General features: G+C 71.3%; 15 protein-coding genes. 7 read left to right on the top strand and 8 right to left on the bottom strand.

Annotated elements, in window-relative coordinates:
• Positions 1–172 precede the first annotated feature (172 nt).
• A complete protein-coding gene (locus tag ACZOOI_RS32240) occupies positions 173–949 on the top strand; it encodes an LPXTG cell wall anchor domain-containing protein (protein ID WP_465283088.1) in 777 nt (258 codons plus the stop codon).
• Between the two features lie 107 nt (positions 950–1,056).
• Here ACZOOI_RS32240 and ACZOOI_RS32235 read toward each other — a convergent pair whose 3' ends face one another.
• The 6 genes from ACZOOI_RS32235 to ACZOOI_RS32210 all read right to left on the bottom strand — a co-directional run bounded on the left by ACZOOI_RS32235 (position 1,057) and on the right by ACZOOI_RS32210 (position 10,148).
• Entirely contained in the window at positions 1,057–2,004 is a 948-nt protein-coding gene (locus tag ACZOOI_RS32235) for an NAD(P)H-binding protein (RefSeq protein ID WP_465283087.1), read from the bottom strand.
• A gap of 233 nt (positions 2,005–2,237) precedes the next feature.
• Positions 2,238–4,781: a S8 family serine peptidase gene (locus tag ACZOOI_RS32230; protein ID WP_465283086.1), complete on the bottom strand. Its 2,544-nt coding sequence runs from the start codon at positions 4,779–4,781 to the stop codon at positions 2,238–2,240.
• A gap of 46 nt (positions 4,782–4,827) precedes the next feature.
• Positions 4,828–6,129 carry a hypothetical protein gene (locus ACZOOI_RS32225; RefSeq protein ID WP_465283085.1) on the bottom strand — a complete coding sequence of 434 codons (1,302 nt, stop codon included), beginning with the start codon at positions 6,127–6,129 and terminating at the stop codon, positions 4,828–4,830.
• On the bottom strand, positions 6,122–7,330 hold the full coding sequence (locus ACZOOI_RS32220; RefSeq protein ID WP_465283084.1) for a nucleoside phosphorylase-I family protein: 1,209 nt from the start codon (positions 7,328–7,330) through the stop codon (positions 6,122–6,124). Before ACZOOI_RS32220 ends, ACZOOI_RS32225 begins: the two co-directional genes overlap by 8 nt.
• Before the next feature lie 448 nt (positions 7,331–7,778).
• Entirely contained in the window at positions 7,779–8,096 is a 318-nt protein-coding gene (locus tag ACZOOI_RS32215) for a chaplin (protein WP_465283083.1), read from the bottom strand.
• A 384-nt stretch (positions 8,097–8,480) separates the two neighbouring features.
• The gene (locus ACZOOI_RS32210) at positions 8,481–10,148 is read right to left on the bottom strand and encodes a GAF domain-containing sensor histidine kinase (RefSeq protein WP_465284196.1); all 1,668 of its coding nucleotides are present in this window, start codon (positions 10,146–10,148) and stop codon (positions 8,481–8,483) included.
• A 450-nt stretch (positions 10,149–10,598) separates the two neighbouring features.
• Here ACZOOI_RS32210 and ACZOOI_RS32205 point away from each other — a divergent pair, with 450 nt between their 5' ends.
• A complete protein-coding gene (locus ACZOOI_RS32205) occupies positions 10,599–11,261 on the top strand; it encodes a response regulator (protein ID WP_465283082.1) in 663 nt (220 codons plus the stop codon).
• A 539-nt stretch (positions 11,262–11,800) separates the two neighbouring features.
• Positions 11,801–12,931, top strand: a complete 1,131-nt coding sequence (locus ACZOOI_RS32200) for an acetate/propionate family kinase (protein ID WP_465283081.1) — start codon at positions 11,801–11,803, stop codon at positions 12,929–12,931.
• 222 nt (positions 12,932–13,153) lie between these two features.
• On the opposite strand, the gene ACZOOI_RS32195 is transcribed toward ACZOOI_RS32200, so the two are convergent.
• Entirely contained in the window at positions 13,154–14,173 is a 1,020-nt protein-coding gene (locus ACZOOI_RS32195) for an aldo/keto reductase (RefSeq protein WP_465283080.1), read from the bottom strand.
• A 160-nt stretch (positions 14,174–14,333) separates the two neighbouring features.
• Here ACZOOI_RS32195 and ACZOOI_RS32190 point away from each other — a divergent pair, with 160 nt between their 5' ends.
• The gene (locus ACZOOI_RS32190; RefSeq protein ID WP_465283079.1) at positions 14,334–14,516 is read left to right on the top strand and encodes a hypothetical protein; all 183 of its coding nucleotides are present in this window, start codon (positions 14,334–14,336) and stop codon (positions 14,514–14,516) included.
• On the opposite strand, the gene ACZOOI_RS32185 is transcribed toward ACZOOI_RS32190, so the two are convergent.
• Positions 14,517–16,877, bottom strand: a complete 2,361-nt coding sequence (locus tag ACZOOI_RS32185; protein WP_465283078.1) for a phosphoketolase family protein — start codon at positions 16,875–16,877, stop codon at positions 14,517–14,519.
• Between the two features lie 128 nt (positions 16,878–17,005).
• Between ACZOOI_RS32185 and ACZOOI_RS32180 the strand changes: the two genes are divergently transcribed.
• The 3 genes from ACZOOI_RS32180 to ACZOOI_RS32170 all read left to right on the top strand — a co-directional run bounded on the left by ACZOOI_RS32180 (position 17,006) and on the right by ACZOOI_RS32170 (position 19,110).
• Entirely contained in the window at positions 17,006–17,224 is a 219-nt protein-coding gene (locus ACZOOI_RS32180) for a hypothetical protein (RefSeq protein WP_465283077.1), read from the top strand.
• Positions 17,212–17,454 carry a hypothetical protein gene (locus tag ACZOOI_RS32175; protein ID WP_465283076.1) on the top strand — a complete coding sequence of 81 codons (243 nt, stop codon included), beginning with the start codon at positions 17,212–17,214 and terminating at the stop codon, positions 17,452–17,454. The genes ACZOOI_RS32180 and ACZOOI_RS32175 overlap by 13 nt, the downstream gene beginning before the upstream one ends.
• Positions 17,455–17,805: 351 nt before the next feature.
• Positions 17,806–19,110, top strand: coding sequence for a phosphatase PAP2 family protein (locus tag ACZOOI_RS32170; RefSeq protein WP_465283075.1), 1,305 nt, complete (start codon positions 17,806–17,808; stop codon positions 19,108–19,110).
• The last annotated feature ends 97 nt before the right edge of the window (positions 19,111–19,207 follow it).

Genomic DNA, 19,207 nt, shown 5'->3' with positions numbered 1-19,207 from the left:
GGAACTCTCCGTGATGGGAATCTCGGCTGCCCTCATCGAGGGTCTTTTCGGTCCCGGGGGGACGAAGCGGTCTTTCGGGCGGGCGCGTCGAGGGGTCTCGGCTGTGATTCTCGTGCCGGGCGATACGACGGATCCCTGGGCTGCAACTCACTTCTGCCCAAGAGGTATCACCATGTCTTCGCCTTCCCAGGCCGTACGGTGGGCCACCGCGCTCGCCGTGCCGCTCGTTCTGGCCGCCGGCGCGGCGCCGGCCTTCGCCACCGGCGATACGTACACCGTAAACGTGCACCAGAAGCTTCCCCTGACCGCCACCGGCAAGGGGGTGGAGCGGGGCGAGTGCCCCAACACGATCCCCGCCGACAAGGACGGCTGGCACTTCGTTCTCCCCACGAACGGAACGGTCTTCGTCAAGCTGACCGTGACGTTCGAGCCGGGCGGCCGGCAGGTGATCACCAACTTCGGTCCCCCCACCGACAAGCACGCGTACGTGGCATCGCCGGCCGGAGCCACACTGACTTCCGCGGTCGCCGAGGTCAAGGGCGGCAAGGTGGACTGGTTCAACCTGTCGCATGCCTGCCCGGCCAAGCCGCCGACCACTCAGCCGCCGACGACCCAGCCCCCGACCACCAAGCCCCCGACGACCACCGCGCCGCCGACCACCGCGCCGCCGACCACCGCGGCTCCCTCGACCAGCAAGCCGCCGACCGACGGCACGAAGACCCCCGTGCCCGCCACCTCCTCGGCCGGTACCGGGACGCCTTCGTCGTCCGCGTCGCCGAGCGCCTCGGACACGGTCGTCCCGACCGCCTCGAAGCCCGCGTCGACCGGCGGCGGCAAGTCGCTCGCGCAGACCGGCTCGGTCGCGGTGGGCGGGCTTCTCGCCGTCGCCGCGGTCCTGGTCGGCGGCGGCATCCTGCTGCGCCGGCGTCGGGGCAACCACGCCGCCTGACGGTCCGAACCGGGCCCGACCGGGTACGGCGGGTCCTGCTGATTGACGGGCCCTGTTGATGGATTGGTCCCGCCGAGCCGACATCGGCCGGCGGGACCATGACCGGGTCACCGCCCGGACGCGTGCTCTCCGCGGTCCGCGGCGGCCGACCGCCCGGTCGCGTCGTCCGTGGCATCCGGAGCGTCGAGGATCCGGTGTCGGAGATGGTCGTGGGCCCATGCGGTGAGGGTGGTCGGCGTGGTGGTGTGGATGGTGCGGCGTTGTTCGGGGACGAAGTCCTCCCGCAGGCCGGTCGACATGCCGAGGACGGCCTCCACCAATCCGTCCGTCATCCCGGCCTGTCGGAGGCGGGAGCGCATGGCGTCGTCGTCGATCCGTCGCACGTCGATCCGCCGACCGGTGGCGGCGGTCAGGATTTCGGCGACCTGTCGCCAGGTGAGGTCGGCGGGCCCGTGCACCGCTTGCACGCAGCGTCCGGACCAGGCGGGTGAGAGCAGGCGGGTCGCGGCCACCTCTGCGATGTCGCGAGGTGCGACCCAGGCCATGGGCTGGTCGAGCGGAAGGATCACCTCCAGGACACCGGCCCGCAGGGCGTCGAGCTGGAGTTCCAGGTTGGTGAAGAAGTAGCCGCAGCGAAGATGCACGACATCGACGCCGGTGTCGTCCAACGCGGTTTCGGTGTGCGCCAGTCCGTCGATCTCGCCGGCGCCGTGCCTCTTCTCGGCGCCGACGCTGCTCTGGAAGACGACCCGGCCGATCCCGTTTTCGGTGACGGCGCGGACCACGCTCTCGGTGGCGCGGGCATAGTCGGCGAGGGGATCCTCGCTGCCGGTGGTCGGATCCACCCAGAACAGCGCATCGACACCGGCTGTGGCGGCAACCACCGCGTCGGCGTCGTATTGGTCGACCCGCACCGCGTCCACCTCCTCCCGGACGTCGAAAGCCAGCCGGTCGGGCTCGCGCAGCAGAAGGCGCGGCCGGATGCCGGCCCGGATCAGCGTGGCGACGACGTGGCGGCCGACGTTGCCGGTCGGGGTGGTGACGGCGATCCGCATGGTTTCCGCGCCTTGCGACACGAGACCTCCGGTCGAGACGGTCCGACACCCGGCCGTGGTCGGCAAGGCCGGGATCGGGATGGGATCTGCCCGACGTGGGGGTGGCGAAACACTCCGGATCGGCCCGGCTCCAGAGCCGCCGGAGGCGCGAAGCCGCCCGAGCGACCGCACTCCGAGCGGCGAGCCGCGAGCCCCGGGCCCACGGTCCAACCGCCGATCGAGGCACTCCGTCCTCAGGCCGTCGTCAACCCCGCCTCGTCGATCGGACCGGCGACGCACAGCGCGTAACCCTGGGCAGGGAAGGGCGTGTTCTGCGCGAACACCTTGATCGTGTAGCTGCCGGGCGCCGGGTTGCCGATGCGGACGGACTCGACCGTGTTGGCGCGGTCGAGCGGGAGGCCGGTGAGTCGCAGCACGGCGCTGCGGTCGAAGCCGGGGACCTTGTTGTAGGTGTGCTCCTGATTGCCCACGAGCATGGTGCCGTCGGGTGTGGTCACCGCGAGGTCGAGGTTGTTCTGCACGGCGCTGCCCGGTCGGTCGGTCCAGGCCAGGACCACGCGCAGGTCGTCGGGGTGCGGGCCGGCCGGCACGGTGAGGCGGTAGGCGCGACTGCCGCGCCGGGTGCCCTCCGGGTCGGCGAACGCTTCCAGCGCGTCGGGATCGGCGTCGGACAGGTCGGCCCACACGAGCCGGCGATCCGCCGGCGCATCGGGGGTGGGCAGGACGGTGCTCAGGTCCAGCCGCCCGAAGCCCTGGTCGAAGTCGGGGTAGCCGAGATCCTGCGCGCTGTTCGGCGTGCGCAGCGAAGGCAGGCGGCGTGTCGCGGCGATCAGGACGGCTTTCATGAGCGCGGCGGAGGGCGCTGCGAGCAGGTGCACCTCGCGCAGGTATTGCCGGACCACGGCGGCGGCGCCGGCGACGACGGGAGCGGCCATGCTGGTGCCGCCGATGTACACGTAGCGCCCGTCGTGGTCGGGGCTTTCGCGCCAGGGCAGCCGCGGGTCCATCCGTGCGCTGCTGCTGCGGGCGGAGAGCACGAAGGTGCCCGGGGCCAGCAGATGCGGCACCACGCTGCCGTAGTCGCTGGGGCCTCGACTGCTGATCGCGGCAGGCAGGTCGGGGTTGCCGCACACGTGTTCGCCACCGGCCGGCGGCAACGGGAACTGGGGCTGACGGAAGCGATCCCAGGTCAGGTCCGCGAGGCCGTCGTTGTCACGGTCGGTGTCGCACGCGCCGACGGTGAGCACGTTCTTGGCGGTCGCGGGGGTGCCGCAGGTGTTGAACTCGTGGGTTCCCCTGGGGGCGACGCCGCTGTTGCCGGCCGCGACGATCACGAGCACGTCGGGATGCTCGGCGACGAACTTGTCCACGGCGAGCGAGTATTGGTCGTAGCTGCCGGACAGCGGGTTGCCCCAGCTGAGGTTGATGATGTGCGCTCCCGCGTCGACGGCACGGGCGAGCAGCGGGCCCAGGCTGGGGCCCACGTGGAGGCGGTTGTCCTCGTCGAAGACGCGGAAGACGGCCAGCCGGGCACCGGGGGCGACACCGGTGATCATGCCACCGCTCGCCGCGCCGGAGCCGGCGATGATGCCGGCCACGTGGGTGCCGTGGCCGCAGAGGTCGAACGCGTCGCCGCCGACCAGGGATTCGCTCACGGCGATGCGGTCGACGAGGTCGGGGTGGGTGCCGTCGACGCCGCTGTCGAACACGCCGACGATCTCGCCCGCCCCGGTCCAGGGCGCCGGGGCCGTCGGCGCGTGGCCGTCGGCTCGGGGTCCGATGCGGTCCACGCCGACGAGCCGGCGGGCATGGTCGGCGTAGAGCAGAGGCGGCCGATAGGGGGCGACCCGGCGGGTTTCCTCCCGGGCGGCAACGACGGCGAGCAGGTCGCGCCGCCGATCCCCGGTCAGGTCGGTGCGAAAGCGCAGCATGACATCGACGGCGGCGAGCACCTCGACGCCCGGCGTGGCTTCGAGGGCGGGGCGGAGCGTGGCGAGGTCGAGCGGGTCGTGCACGAGCACGTCGAAGGTGTCGAGGTACGGGTCCGGTTCGGCGGCGTCCTCGTCGCCGGCCAGTTGTGGGCCGGCGGCCCGTCGGGCGTCCAGGTCGAGCGCGTCGCCGAGCGCGTACGTGACCGTGTCGGCGAGGCCCCAGGGGCGCACCGCGATCACCCACGACAGGTCGGCGACCCGGTCGCGTTGCTCGGGGGTGAGACGGAGCCGGTAGGTGCCGGGCGGCTGGAACTCGACGATGCGGGCCCCGATCTCGGCGAAGGCGGCACGGCGGTCCCGGTCCAGCGGTCCGGGTATGCGTACCAGGTAGGTGTTGTACCGCGGCTCGCCCGACGGCGCGGGAAGGGGCACCGCGGTCTCCGGGGCGGCGGCGTCCTGTTCGCCCGCGCCCACGGCCCGTTCGGTGAGGTCGGCCACGAACTCCGGGTCGGGCGCGACTCGGTCGGTGGTACCGGCCGCGCCGGCGCCGGGCGGGGGCAACATGCTCTGCGGGCCGGCGCTGCCGGGTAGCGCGTCGGTTGCGGTGCTCTCGCTCCGGGCCGCGTGTTCGGCGGTGAGATCGGCGCGGACGTCGACGATGCAGCCGGCCGCGCGAAGTCGGCCGATCCGCTCCCCGGAGGTCTCGGCGAGGACGACCCCCCGGTAGCGGTGCGTCCGCTCCCCGAGGATCGCCTCGATGCGCTCGGCCTCGCGGTCGCCGTCGAAGTAGACGGCGATGCGGTACCGCGGGTCGACTGCCCCCTCGGGGTCGGTTGTCCCGGCCATCGTGGTCTCGCTTTCGGAGGGTGCCGGCGCTCGTGGGACTACGGCGTCAGTCCTCTCGGTCGTCGGTGTGGGCCCAGACCTCGGCGACGGGGGCGGCCCGTTCGGTGATGCCGTCGAGCAGCCGCAGTTGGGTGCGTTTGTCCGCGACTACCGGCGCCGATCCGTCGGCGAGCAGAGCGGGGCCGCCCCCGGGGAGCGGCGTGAGCACGTCGGTGTACGGGCACGGGCCGATGTCCAGCAGCGGGCAGAAGGAGCACGAGCCGCGGGGGCGCGTCAGGTGCCCGATGCGTTCGTCGTGACCCAGCCGGCCGGAGCGGGCCTCGTGCAGGAGATGTTCGACGAGCAGCGGCCGGGCCCGCGCGTAGTCGTCGGGATGCCCGGTGGGATGCGGGGCGAACAGCACCCGCGCATCGAGTTCCTCGCCGTCGTCGAGAGTGCCGTAGGCGAGTCGGATCTCGCTCGCCATCAGCTGCGCCATGGGGGTGTCCGGGGCGGGTATCGGTGCCAGGCGGTCGCCGAGTTCGCCGGTGAAGGCGTTGGCCGTGCTCTGCCCGAGCACGAGGATCACGGCCGGCAGCGACTGGAACATCTGCCGCAGCAGATGACGGCGGGTACGGAAGCACTCGCCGACGATCCCGACGCGCTGCTCGTCGGTCATCGGCGGCAGGGTGGGGTTCTGCGGGTCGGGTCGGGTGGTCCACTTGGCCGACGCGCAGGCGACCATGTTGCCGTACGACAGATCCTCGCCGACGGCGAGCGTGCCCCGGTCCAGGCCCAGTTCCGCGCCGAGGGCGTCCAGCAGCTCCTGGTAGACGAGATACATGCGCTGCGGCTGCTCGCGGACCGCGATCTCCCGGCGGCCCTGGTCGTCCTCGGGAACGGCGAGCGGGATCCCGGCCAGGGGATCGTCGTCCGGTCCGCCGCCGAAGGCGCGATACGCGTCGTCGGGCAACTCGGGCTTGAACACCCCTCGGTGGCGGAAGTAGTGCGCGTATTGGCGCACGGAGTCGAAGTCGGGAGTGAGCGAGCCGTGGCTGTCCGGCCACCAGCCCGGGAGGTTGGGATTGATGCCGACGGCGAGGATCGGGGCCTTGCGGCAACCGGACAACGGCTCCGGCAACGGGGTCATCCGGCCGGTGTAGTGCGAGGGCCGCACGATCGAGGCGTCCGGCGGCGGCTCGTCGGCGTCGTAGTCGTAGGCGTGGTAGGTACCCCACGAGCGGAAGTAGGCGCACGGATGGGCTCCGGGGCCGGCGAACTGCGAGGTGCGCAACGCATTGCACGGCATCAGCTCGAACAGCAGCTCGACCTCGATCGGGAGGCGGGTGACGGCCGGCGGGTCAGGCATCGTCGATGCCCGCCTCGGAGAGCCCCGCGAGCAGGCCCCACGTGGTGAGCGCACCGCAGACGCTGGTCCAGTAGCCGTACGCCTCGTAGTAGGACACGGCCCACATGGTCTGCGGGTTGAGGCGGAATTCACGCGTGGGGAGCTCGCCGTTGATCTGCGGGTCGGACATGTTGCGGACGACCACCCAGTCGGGCACGTGATCCGAGCCCGCGTCGGTGAGGTTCGCGCAGGCCAGACCGAGCGCGGCGTCGCCCATCTCGACCGCCGCGCCCTCGTTTTCCAGACCGTTGGTGGACGTGCCGTACTCGAAGTAGTCGGTGGTCAGGATCGGGTGGAACTCGGGCATGTCCCGCGCGTCCTGCTCGATGCGGACCGTCGGGGTGTTGTCGGGGGGCCGCACCAGCGGCCCGGTGAAGGGGAAGCGGGTGGACGGCGGGCCCAGCGGCGGTTCGGTGAGCCGGGCGGCGAAACCGCGCATGAGCCGTTGCGCGTCCTCGATCCGGCCGAGCGGGAAGGTCCGCTCGCACCGGAACGTGCGGCCGTTGAACGCCTCGTTGCGAAACTCCTTTTGACAGCGGAACTTCGCCGCGCGGGTGACCACCACGTCGCCCAGCGGGAAGTCGCCGAAGACGCTGCCCGAGGTGCCGATGGTGGCGATCACGCGCGGCCGGACCTCCTCGATGATCTGCTCGAAGAAGTCCCGCACGGGCAGGGTGGCGGTGCCCTCGCCGGTCTTGCGACCGTCCTGGTTGAGGTGGAGTTCGGACTTCACGCACAGCACGTCCAGATCGCCGAGTTTCACCGGGAAGTACGAGCCCAGGCGTGGCGGGCGGGCGCTGAGCGAGGGGGCTCCGCCCCTGATCAGCGGCCGGTAGTGCTCCTCGAAGCGGCGGGTGTACCGATACCAGCGCAGCCGACCGAAGCCCTGGGTGAACACGTCGGCGAGGGCGTCCTGTTCGGCGACGGTCCAGGTGATCACGACGACGTCGGCGCGAGGCAGCGCGGCGTCGGGGGACGGATCGACGTCGAAGGGTTGGGGCACGGGGGCGAGCCCGTCGGGGAAGACGATCCCGAGGTCGGCGGCCAGGACGGGGCCTTCCGGTGCGGCGGCCAGGTCGGGCGAGAGTTCGAGGTCGGCCGGGGTGATCCCGGCGGACAGCAGGGCGCGGGCGATTTCGACTCGCTCGTCGAGGGTGTCCATGGTGCTGCCTTTCGCATCGTCCCGGCCGGTTCGGCGTGGTGTGTCGATTCCTCGTCGGCGGCGGGCGCCTCGGTCGGGGCCGGGAGTTGCCCGCCCACCCGGTAGGCGTTCGCGAGTTCGGGTCGGGGTGGGTTTCGAGGCGCCGGCGATGGGCGTGCACGCGCGCTCGACGGCATGGGGCGCGATGTCCGTTCGCGGCACGCCGACGGCCGCACGTCCATGAATCCAGTGCAGCACGAATTGACCGCTTTGCATCTCTTGCTCGCGGTGCGACGGTCGTGATCGGCGAGATTGGTGACGGTGCGTGGACTGGCGACCACGATTGGTGTGCGCTCTGGGGTCGCTCGGCGAAACGGCGCCGGACATGCCGCGACCCCCGCGGGATGCAGCGCGGGGGTCGCGGTGTGCCGGACGTGGAGGAACGTCCGAGATGGGTGTTGGCGGGGGATCAGCCGTGGTGGCCGCCGGACTCCCCGCCCTTGTGGCCCTTGTGGCCCTCGTGGTGCTCGTCGTGGTCGTCGTCGCCGTCGATGTTCAGGCAGGTGTTGCCGAACGTCGGGTTGAGGACGCCGACGATGTCGACGGTGTTGCCGCACAGGTTGATCGGGATGTGCACCGGGATCTGGATGTTGTTGCCGGAGAGCACGCCGGGGGAGTCGACGGCTGCGCCGTCGGCGTCGGCCTGGGCGCTGGCGGCTCCGGCGCCGGCCATCACCAGAGCGGCGGTGCCGGCCGCCATGATCGTGGCCTTCTTGTACGTGTTCACTGCACTCTCCGTTTTTCGCCCGTCCGCGCCGCGAGTGCGACGCACAAGATCTCCAACGACGCCACCCCCTCGAGGCAACTGGCCGGTGCACTCATTCACCCGAACGCGCGCCGACCCCGGCCGGCGCGGTCGTCTCCGCGGTCGGACGGGGGCGGGCAGGGTCGTTCGGCGCGGGTGGGGGGACCGGTCGGCCCTGCCTCGGGTCGGGGATCGGCACGGGGTGGGGGAGCGGCGCGGACGCGCCCCGGCCGAAGGGACGGGTCCATGAACGAGTTCGGCACACCGCACGAGGTCTGGGCGTTGGCCGCGGACGGCGAGACGGTTCTGCTGCGGCCGCCGGGACCCGAGGACGGGGATGGGGTCGGCCAAGGGGCTTTCGCGTGGTCAGTCCAGGGGGACGTGCCATTCCAGGACGGCGCCGCCGTCCGGGGACGGCCCGAACGAGCAGGCTCCGCCGAGGGATTCGGCCCGCTCCCGCATGTTGCCGAGGCCGCTGTCGCGGGTCGGGGCCGGCGGCGGGCCCACGCCGTCGTCGCGTACTCGTACCCGCACGTGTTTGTCGTCCGCCTCGACGTGTACCTCCACGCGCCTTGCGTGGGCATGACGGGCGGCGTTCGCGAGTGCTTCGCGCAGCACCGCGATCACATGGGCGGCAATCGACTCCGGCACCCGCGTGTCCAGCAGGCCGTCGACGCGCAACGTCGGGGCGAAGCCCAGCATTTCGGTGACCGCGTCCACCTCGCGCAGACAGCGCGAGCGCAGTCCCGGCCCGGCGTCGCGCCCCCGGGACTTGAGGGAGAAGATCGTCGACCGGATGACCTTGATCGTGTCGTCCAGCGCGTCCACCGCCGATTCGACCCGCTCCAGGGCCTCGGGGTGCTCGATGAAGCGCGTCGCGCTCTGGAGCGTCATGCCGGTGGCGAACAGGCGTTGGATGGCCAGGTCGTGCAGGTCCCGGGCGATCCGGTCGCGGTCCTGGAGCACGGTCAACAGCTCCGCGTCGCGGCGCCGTTCCGCGATCTCCAGGGCCAGTGCCGCGTGGTCGGCGAAGCCGGTGACCATGCGCACCACCGCGTCCGTCAGCTGCGGACGTTCCGTCCGGTTCGCGACCTGGAGCACGCCGCGGATGCGCTCGGGGGTGCCGAGCGGCAGCAGAAACGCGGAGCCGAGTTCGGACCCCACGGCGGTCGCCACCACCGCGCCCGGGTCGTGGCTGAGATCGCTGCTGGTGATCGTCTCACCCGAGCTGAACACCTTGCCCATCAGCGTGCTTTCGCCGGACAGGACCAGTCCGCGGACGCGGTCGGCGAGGGGGCCCGCGGCGGCCTCGACGACCAGGTCGTCGGTGCCGGGCACGGGCACCGCGAGGGTGACCAGGTCGGCGTCGGTCATGTCCCGGATGGTCTCGGTGAACGTGCGCAGCACGTCGGCGGGGCTGTCGCCGGAAAGCAGGCTGCGGGTCAGGTCGGAGGTCGCGGCGAGCCAGCGTTCGCGGCGGCGGACGTCGTCGTACAGGCGGGCGTTGTCGATGGCGACGCCGGCCGCCGCCGCGAGGGTGCGCAGGACCGCCTCGTCGTCCTCGTCGAAGTCCGCGCCGCCGCGCTTCTCGGTGAGGTAGAGGTTGCCGAAGACGGTGTCGCGGATCCGGATCGGCACGCCCACGAAGGTGTTCATCGGCGGGTGCCCGGGCGGGAATCCGAACGAGTCCGGGTGTTCGGAGAGGTCGTGCAGGCGCAGCGGATGCGGATCCCGGATGATCAGCCCCAGGATGCCGCGCCCGGTGGGGAAGGGCCCGATCCGCAGGATGGTTTCCGGGTCCATGCCCACCGGGAGGAAGCGGGCGAGCTGCTCGTCGCCGATCACCCCGAGCGCGCCGTACTCGGCGTCGACCAGGGTCACCGCCGATTCCACGATCCGCCGGAGCACGGTCTCCAGGTCCAGGTCGCTGCCCACCGAGAGCACGGCCTCCAGCAGCCCGTTCACCCGATCCCGAGTCGCGCGCACCACCTCCACGTGGGCCTGGAGCTCATCCAGCAACTCGTCCAAGCGCATACGCGGCAATGCCGGTCGCTCGTCCGACGTCACAGCCCCTCCCACGGTTGGTACATCCGTCGAAACTCTTCGTGAGTCCATCGTGTCAAACCACGTCTCGCGCGTCTTCTCTCGATCGAACGGACATCCTCGCCGCTCCGGTTGCCGACCTGCCCTGGCGGGACGAACGACCCCGGAAAGGACGGTGCCGACCCCGCTCGGGGGCGGTCACCCGGGCCGCCGTCGGTGCGCCCTGTGTCCGGTGACCGGCGGTTCGGTGTTCCGTGTCCGGCGGCACCGTGGATGCCGCCTCCGCCGAGGGGGGTCGGCATGTTCCGACCGGCCGTGACCCGCCGACCGTTCTCCCGGGCTGCACCGCCCGCTACGGTGAGGTGACAGGTACGGGCGCCTTCGACGTCCGACACTGACAACAGCGACCATAGAGCCACGACTGACCTCCGGAGGAGGGCCGTGTCGACACCGTCCATTCGCGTGTTCCTGCTGGACGACCACGAGGTGGTCCGCAGGGGCTTGGCCGACCTGCTCGGCGGTGAACCCGACATCGAGATCGTCGGCGAGTCGGGCTCGGCCGCCGAGGCCGCCCGGCGCATCCCCGCACTGCGTCCCGACGTCGCGATCCTGGACGGGCGCCTGCCGGACGGCAGCGGCATCGACGTGTGCCGCGAGGTGCGCTCGCGCTTCCCGGAGATCAACGCGCTGATCCTGACCTCCTACGACGACGAGGACGCGCTGTTCGCGGCGATCATGGCGGGAGCGGCCGGCTACGTGCTCAAGCAGGTCCGCGGGCAGGACCTGATCGCGGCGGTACGCGCGGTCGCCGCCGGGCAGTCCCTGCTGGATCCGGCGGTGACCACGCGCGTTCTGGAACGAGTACGCAAGGGACCCGCCGCCGAACCGGGCCCCACCGGGCTCAGCGAACGCGAGCAGCAGGTCCTGGAGCACATCGCCCAGGGCCAGACGAACCGGGAGATCGCCGAGAGCCTGGGGTTGGCGGAGAAGACCGTCAAGAACTACGTCTCCGCGGTGCTCAACAAGCTCGGCCTGGAACGCCGTGTCCAGGCGGCGGTGTACGCGACCGAGTTGCACCAGGGCAAGGAGCGGCACCGAACCTGAGGCCGGCGGCGGTCCGCGCGGATCCCGACGCACACCGATGCACCCCGACCGACAGCGGGTCCGGGGTGCATCGGTGTGCGTCGCCGTGTGCCCTTCGGCCGACCGACAGGGCCGTTCGGCCCGGGTGCGCACGCGTGAAGTGCGCTGTCCTGGGAAGCGTCATCGACGCATGCACCACCAGGAGGCGGTCGTCGTGTCCCTCATCGCCCACCATCGGACGGCTCCCGCGTCCGCACACCGTCGCTTCGCCGGTCGCCGCGCGAAGACGTGCCCGTCGTATCCGCGTTCTACGGACATCGCAGCGGCACCGGGGGTGGTCACTCCCTGCCCGGCGCCGATGCCCCGGATCCCGTGTCGGGGCGTTCGATCGCGCGGGCCCGGTCCGGCCGACCCCGAAGGGTGCGTACGCGGGAGCGACTCGCGTGCCGTACGGCCGCCGTCGTGGCGACCCGACGGGCGCCGGCGCGGGCAGGCGATCGACGCCCGAGTCGCCGCCGACCGCGGGCGGCGGCGCGCTTCGGCCGAGACGGGGGTGCGCGATGTCCGCTGAGGCCACCCGCAGTACGAATGCCACCGCCGGCGGGCGCGTCCTGGTCGTCAACGCGGGCTCCTCCAGCCTGAAGTTGTCGGTGGTCGACCCGGACGACACGATCGTCCGCACCTCGAACGTGAGCTGCGCCGACACGATCCCGTCCGCGGCGATCGCCGAGTTCGTGCGCTCGGCGGGATCCGTCGAGGCGGTCGGGCATCGCATCGTGCACGGCGGCGCCGACTTCACCGGGCCGGCCCGGCTCGATCCGCAGGTGTACGCGCGCATCGCCGCGCTGCGCCCGCTCGCGCCGCTGCACCAGGACCGGGCGATCGCCGGCATCGACGCGATCCACGAGCTGTGTCCCGAACTGCCCGCGGTCGCCTGCTTCGACACCGCCTTCCACCACACCCTCCCCGCCGAGGCGAGCACCTACGCGCTCCCCGAGGCGTGGCGCGCCGAGTGGGGCCTGCGCCGCTACGGCTTCCACGGCCTGTCGCACGCCTACGCGTCGGCGCGGGCCTGTGAACTGACCGGTACGGACCGGGCATCGGCGCGCGTGGTGACCTGCCACCTCGGGGCCGGGGCCTCGTTGGCCGCGATCCGGGGCGGGAGTTGCGTCGACACCACGATGGGCTTCACGCCCACGGAGGGCCTGGTGATGGCCACCCGCGCCGGTGACCTGGACCCCGGCATGCTCGTGTGGCTGCTCCGCAACGGAGTCGAACTCGACGACCTGGAGGAGGTGTTGGAGCATGGCGCGGGGCTGAGCGCGTTGGCCGGGCACGGCGGCGACATGCGCGCGATCCGGGCCGACGCCGACGCGGGGGATCCGCGCGCGCGACTGGCGCGCGGGATCTACGCGTACCGGGTGCGTACCAGGATCGCCGCGATGGCCGCCGCGATGGGTGGCCTGGACGTCCTGGCCTTCACCGGTGGGGTGGGCGAACACGACGACACGCTGCGCACCGCGATGGTCGCCGAACTGGGGTTCCTGGGGGTGCGGTTGGACGCCGAGGCCAACGCCGCGACGCGCGCCGACGGCGAGATCGGCGAGGCGGGTGCGCGGGTGCGAACCGTGGTCGTCACCGCCGGTGAGGACGTGTGCATCGCGCGCGAAACCCGCGCGACGGTGGGGTGAACCCGCTTCGCCGCGGTGCGGGTCGCCGGAGTGGGCCGGAGCCGGGGGGCACCTGTCGGCACGGGGCACCCGTCGGGGTCGCAACCAGCGGCGCGTGACACCTGTCGGCGCGTGATCCCGAGTACCGGCGGGCGGTACGGCGCGGACCGCCCCGAGCGAGGCCGAGTACACCGAGCACCACGCAGGCTCCGGGCGCCGAGGGCGTGTCCGGAGCCTGCGTGGTCAGCGGCGTCGCAGCGACGGGTCGAGCAGCGCGGGCGGAGTGTCGTTCTTCTCGTGCGCGGCCAGGTCGGTGCCGGGGGCGACGATCTCGTCGATCGCGTCGAGTACGTCGGCAGGCAACACGGTGTCGGCGGCGGCGAGTTGCGAGTGCAGGTGTTCCGGCGTGCGGGGGCCGATGAGGGCGCCGGTCACGGCGGGGTGCGCGGTCACGAATCCGAGGGCGAGCTGGATCATGGTGAGCCCGGCCTCGTCGGCGACCTTGGCCAGTCGCTCGACGGCGTCGAGCCTGGCGCGGTTGGCGGGGATGGTGGTGTCGAACCGCTGCGGCATGAACGCGGCGCGATTGCCCGCGAGTTCCCGGCCCTCGCGGATCGCGCCGGACAGCCAGCCCGAGGCGAGCGGGCTCCACACCAGTACGCCGAGTCCGTACTGTTCGGTCACCGGCAGGACGTGGGTCTCGATCCCGCGCTGCAGGATCGAGTAGCTGGGCTGTTCGGTGACGTAGCGGCTCAGGTGGTGCTCGCGGGCCGCCCACTGGGCCTGCACGATGCGGTAGGCGGGGAAGGTCGAGGAGCCGAAGTAGCGGATCTTGCCCGCGCGCTGTAGGTCGGTCAGGGCCGACAGGGTCTCCTCGTCGCCGGTACGGGGGTCCCATCGGTGGATCTGGTAGAGATCGATGTGGTCGACACCGAGACGGCGCAGGCTGTCGTCCAGTGCGGCGACCAGTCGGCGGCGCGAGGCGCCCTGGTGGTTGCGCTCGTCGCCCATGGGCAGGCCCGCCTTCGTGGCGAGCACGAGGTCGTCGCGGCGGCCTGTGATGGCCTTGCCGACCAGCTCTTCCGACTCGCCGCCGCTGTACACGTCGGCGGTATCGATCAGATTGATCCCGGCCTCCAGGGCGGCGTCGACGATGGTGGTGACCTCGTCCTGGGTGGTGCGCCCGATCCTGCCGAAGTTCATCGCGCCGAGCGCGAGGGCGCTGACCTGCACACCGGTACGGCCCAAGGTGCGGTACTGCATGACGTGTCTCCTCGTTTGCGGGTGGAACGTGCCGACGATGCGCGGCTCGAGTGTCGGGCCCGCGCTCGGCATCACGAGCAAAGCGGAACCCCGTTCCGGAACGATACGGAACGCGGTTCCGCTTGGCAAGTGCGAAGACGGCGGAGGAGGGAGGAGGCACGTGAACGACGGCCAGGCGGCGGCCGGGGTGTACGGGCCGGCCCAAGCGGAACTCGAGCGCGGAGCCGACACCTCCGCAGCGACGCGGGTAGCGATCCTCGGCTGCGACGCACGACGACCGGCCGAAATCGTCATGCAGGTCCGCGCCGGCCGCACGGCCGGCCGTGACCCGCTTCGTCCGTGATCAGTTGCCGTGCGGGTCGGGCGACCAGGTCCAGTCGCGTACTTCGGGCATGTCCTCGCCGTGTTCGAGGATCCAGGTGCGGTGCCGGGTTCGGGCGTCGAGCATGCTCTGGCGCACCGTCGCGGCGCGCGTACCCAGGCCGGGGACGCGGTCGATCACGTCGATCACGCGCTGGTAGCGGTCCATGTCGTTGAGCACGACCATGTCGAAGGGGGTCGTCGTGGTGCCGTACTCCTTGTATCCGCGCACGTGCAGGTGGTCGTGGTTGTGCCGGCGGTAGGCGAGACGGTGGATCAGCCACGGGTAGCCGTGGTAGGCGCAGATCACCGGGACGTCGGTGCCGAACAGCGCGTCGTAGTCGGTGTCGGGCATGCCGTGCGGGTGCTCGCTCGCGGGGAGCAGTCGCATCAGGTCGACCACGTTGACCACGCGCACCCGCAACTCGGGCAGGTGTCGGCGGATCAGGTCGACGGCGGCGAGCGTCTCCAGGGTGGGGACGTCGCCGGCGCAGGCCAGCACGACCTGGGGGCGGCCGTCGTCGTTGGATGCCCACTCCCACACGCCGGCGCCGCGGGTGCAGTGCAGGACCGCCTCGTCCATGGTGAGCCAGTCGGGGTTGGGCGTCTTGCCGGCGACGATCACGTTCACCAGGCCGCGACTGCGCAGTGCGTGATCGCCCACCGACAACAGGGTGTTGGTGTCCGGCGGCAGGTAGACGCGGACGACCTCGGGGCGCTTGTTGATCACGTGGTCGACGAAGCCGGGGTCCTGGTGCGAGAAGCCGTTCTGGTCCTGGCGCCACACGTGGGAGGTGAGCAGGTAGTTCAGCGACGCGATCGGTGGCCGCCAGTCGATCTCGCGCGAGGCGTGCAGCCACTTGGCGTGCTGGTTGAACATCGAGGACACGATGTGCGTGAACGCCTCGTAGCACGAGAAGACGCCGTGGCGCCCGGTCAGCAGGTAGCCCTCCAACATGCCCTGGCAGGTGTGTTCGGAGAGGATCTCCACGACCCGGCCGTCCGGGGCGAGGTGGGTGTCGAGGTCGGTGATCGGCTCCTGCCATGCCTTGGCGGTCGCGCCGTAGACCGCGCCGAGCCGGTTCGACTCGGTCTCGTCGGGGCCGAACAGCCGGAAGTCGCGGCGGGACGCGGTGCGGGCGAAGACCTCGCGCAGGTACTCGCCGAGCGCGCGGGTGGGTTCGGACGAGGACGCGCCGGGTTCGGTCACCTTGACCGCGAAGTCCTGGAGGTCCGGCAGCGGCAACTCCCGGAGCAGCGTGCCGCCGTTGGCCTGCGGTACCGCGCCCAGACGGGTGTCGCCGGCGGGCACGTTGGCGAGCACGATCGGGGTCGGGCGGCCTTGCGGGTCGAAGAGTTCGTCCGGGCGGTAGGAGCGCAGCCACGTCTCCAGCAGGGCCAGGTGTTCCGGGTTCTCGCGCACGCCGGAGAGCGGGACCTGATGCGAGCGCCAGGTGCCCTCGACGGGCACGTCGTCCACGGTGTGTGGTCCGGTCCAGCCCTTGGGAGTGCGCAGCACGATCATCGGCCACCTCGGGCGCCCCTGCGCGGTTGCCTTGAACTCGGCGATCTCCTCCAGTGATTCCTCCAGCGCAGCGGCGAACGCCGCGTGTACGCGCGCGGGTTCGTCGCCTTCGACGTGGATGGGGCGCCATCCGTACCCGGTGAGCAACGCGTCGAGTTCCTCGCGCGGCATCCGGGCGAGCAGCGTCGGGTTGGCGATCTTCCAGCCGTTCAGGTGCAGGATCGGCAACACCGCGCCGTCGGTGCGCGGGCTGAGGAACTTGTTGCCGTGCCAGGACGCGGCGAGCGGCCCGGTCTCGGCCTCGCCGTCGCCGATCACACACGCGACGACCAGGTCCGGATTGTCGAACGCGGCGCCGAACGCATGCGAGAGGCTGTAGCCGAGTTCGCCGCCCTCGTGGATCGAGCCCGGCACGCCGGGCGCGATGTGGCTGGGCACGCCGCCCGGATAGGAGAACTGGCGGAACAGCGCGACCATGCCTGCGGCGTCGCGGGAGACGTTCGGGTAGCGCTCGCTGTAGGTGCCGTCCAGCCACGACGCGGCGAGGGCGGAGGGGCCGCCGTGTCCGGGGCCGGTGACGTGCAGGGCGTGCGTACCGCGTTCGCGGATCACCCGGTTCAGGTGCGCGTAGATCAGGTTCAGACCGGGGGAGGTGCCCCAGTGCCCGAGCAGGCGCGGTTTGATGTGCTCGGGGCGCAGCGGTTCGGTCAGGAGCGGATTGCCGCTCAGGTAGATCTGTCCCACCGCGAGATAGTTCGCCGCCCGCCACCAGGCATCCACCGTCGTCAGGTCGGGATCTTCGGGAATCGCCATCGTCATCGGTCTTCCTCTCGTGGGTCGCCGGAACTCCGCTCGTTCCCACACTCACGTCCCTCACGCGCCCGGTGAAGGGCCGAACGGCCCTATGGGACCGGGCCGCCGGGCACGCCGCCGGCGGGGGAACGCAGGTGCTCGCGTCGACTCAGGACCAGCCGGCGGACGGCGCCGTCCACCGGGGTCGGGCCTTCCTGGGTCGACTCCTACCGGCACGCAGTGATGTCCCGGAGCAGGGCGCGACGGCGGTCGAGCCGGCGACCCTGGCCATTGCGAGCCTGACCGCGAGCGACCGGGAAGCCCTGGAACCGGCGATCGGCAGTCGGCCGAATTCCGCGTGGTGGCCGGTCTGACCATCGGGGCTCCACAGCATTACGGCATCGGACTCCCGAAGGGTCATCGCGGCGACTGCCGACACCTGAAGACGATCGTCAAGCGCTACGTGGAAAGCAGCACCTGGATCGCGGACGTCCAGATCTCGCTGCCGCAGATACCCGCACAGGATCCCGGCTGGATCAACCAGCACAAGCCGAATGCCGCAGCCATCGACGCACGCTCGTGCCGCGACACGACAAGCCCGTGACTGCCACCGCAAGCCCGTGATCGCCGCCGGAGCACGTGGCCGCCGCCGGAACACGTGGCCGGCGGTGCCGGGGCCGCCGCGGCGGTATCCGCGGACCCGGGGCGGGCCGCCGCGAACGGTGGCAGGGCCGGAGGCTCAGGATCGTGATCCCGGAATCGACGGACCGGCGAAGCCCGTCCGCGCCGCTCCGATAACATCATCCGACCCACGACGGTCACACCAAGCGCCTGCCCTCACCAGAAATCCATGCAAACCGGCGCAAAAGGTGATCATTTACTAAAATCCAACAAAGCGGCCAAGCAATTGATATCCATGACAGTGCGAACCCTTTCGCGAATAAGTCGCAGGACCATGACCGCCGTGCGGCGTCGGTCGCGGGCGATTCTGTGGGCCGCAGCAGGTGTGGCGGCCCTCGCGTTCCTGGTCACCCTGGAGATCGTCGCGCGTCACCACGGCCAACCGGGGCCGATCACCAATCAGACGCGCGAGGTGATATTCGCCCCCAGTTCGGGGCCGCTGCTGTATGCCGGCCTGGCGTTGACGATGGTGGTGCTCACCTGGCGACAACGGTTCATCGCGGCCGGTGTCGCGATCGGCATCGACGTCGTTTTCTGGCCGGTGCGGTGGCTGCTCGACGCCAGGATGAACTTCGGCAACGGCGCATTGTGGGTGATCCTGGGCTGCGCCGTCATCGCCGTCACGCGCCGCACCGGCCGGGAACGCGTCCTGCTGCTGAAGGGCGCCGGGCTGGGACTGCTGCTGGTGGCAGGCCACAAGACGGGCGACACCTGGTTGCACATCACGTCGATGACCCGCCCGAACGTGCTCGACCAGTACGTGGCGACCGCCGATCACGCACTGGGTGACCCGTCGTGGCTGGTGGGCCGAGCGGTCGAGGCCACCGGCCCGGCCGGCGCCCACCTCCTCGGCGGCATCTATGGCCAACTCCCGCTGGCGGCGGCCATCGTCGCGCTGTACCAACTACGCCACGTGGCGGTCCAGCGCCGCTTCCCGGGCCATCACCTGGTGCGCACCTTCCTGGTCATCGGCCTGCTCGGACCGAGCATCTACATGATCTTCCCGGTGGTCGGACCGGTCTTCGCCTACGGCGCGGACGGCGGGCACTGGGCGATGGCCAACCTGTGGCCGGACACCGCAGCGCCGATCGGCACCCCGCGCCCGATCCGGTTCGACGAGATCACCCCCCGCAACTGCATGCCCAGCCTGCACACGGCGTGGGCCACCACGATCTTCGTCCATTCCCGCAGCGGCTCGTGGTTCTTCCGATTCGCCGGAACGTTCTGGCTGATCGGCACGCTCGCGGCCACGCTGGGATTCGGCTACCACTACGGCGTGGACCTCGTGGCCGGCGTGGTGTTCGCGCTCACGATCGAGGCGGCCATGCGCGCGTTCGACCGCGGCTGGGACCGGCGCGGAGTCCTGCTGGTCACCTACGGCACGACGGTCTTCGCCGTGCTCCTGGTGTCGTACCGCTATCTGCCGGTGGAGATGGCCGAACATCCGTGGGTATTCGGGCCACTGCTCATTCTGGCCATGACCTCGGTCATCCACTGCTACATACGAACCACCAGACTGTGGAACCCGAACGCCACACCGGCAAAGCGCCCCGAACCCCAACTACTCCTCCCTGCGTGACAGCCGAACGCCGGGCATGCGCACGGGCGTGTTCACGGGCTTTCTGCGGACGCAAGGCGAGGGTGTCCAGTCTCGCTGTGTGAAGACGGGTTGGACA

This window comes from Embleya sp. L77 (genome assembly GCF_055557415.1).
Note: the sequence above shows the minus strand (reverse complement) of the source record. Positions and strands in the feature narration are given on the sequence as shown.

Bases quoted from the DNA above. Each gene is read 5' to 3' on its own strand.
- ACZOOI_RS32195 (WP_465283080.1), bottom strand. From the start codon at position 14,173: ATGCAGTACCGCACCTTGGGCCGTACCGGTGTGCAGGTCAGCGCCCTC.
- ACZOOI_RS32210 (WP_465284196.1), bottom strand. From the start codon at position 10,148: ATGCGCTTGGACGAGTTGCTGGATGAGCTCCAGGCCCACGTGGAGGTG.
- ACZOOI_RS32185 (WP_465283078.1), bottom strand. From the start codon at position 16,877: ATGACGATGGCGATTCCCGAAGATCCCGACCTGACGACGGTGGATGCC.
- ACZOOI_RS32230 (WP_465283086.1), bottom strand. From the start codon at position 4,781: ATGGCCGGGACAACCGACCCCGAGGGGGCAGTCGACCCGCGGTACCGC.
- ACZOOI_RS32240 (WP_465283088.1), top strand. From the start codon at position 173: ATGTCTTCGCCTTCCCAGGCCGTACGGTGGGCCACCGCGCTCGCCGTG.
- ACZOOI_RS32235 (WP_465283087.1), bottom strand. From the start codon at position 2,004: ATGCGGATCGCCGTCACCACCCCGACCGGCAACGTCGGCCGCCACGTC.
- ACZOOI_RS32200 (WP_465283081.1), top strand. From the start codon at position 11,801: ATGTCCGCTGAGGCCACCCGCAGTACGAATGCCACCGCCGGCGGGCGC.
- ACZOOI_RS32225 (WP_465283085.1), bottom strand. From the start codon at position 6,129: ATGCCTGACCCGCCGGCCGTCACCCGCCTCCCGATCGAGGTCGAGCTG.
- ACZOOI_RS32220 (WP_465283084.1), bottom strand. From the start codon at position 7,330: ATGGACACCCTCGACGAGCGAGTCGAAATCGCCCGCGCCCTGCTGTCC.
- ACZOOI_RS32170 (WP_465283075.1), top strand. From the start codon at position 17,806: ATGACCGCCGTGCGGCGTCGGTCGCGGGCGATTCTGTGGGCCGCAGCA.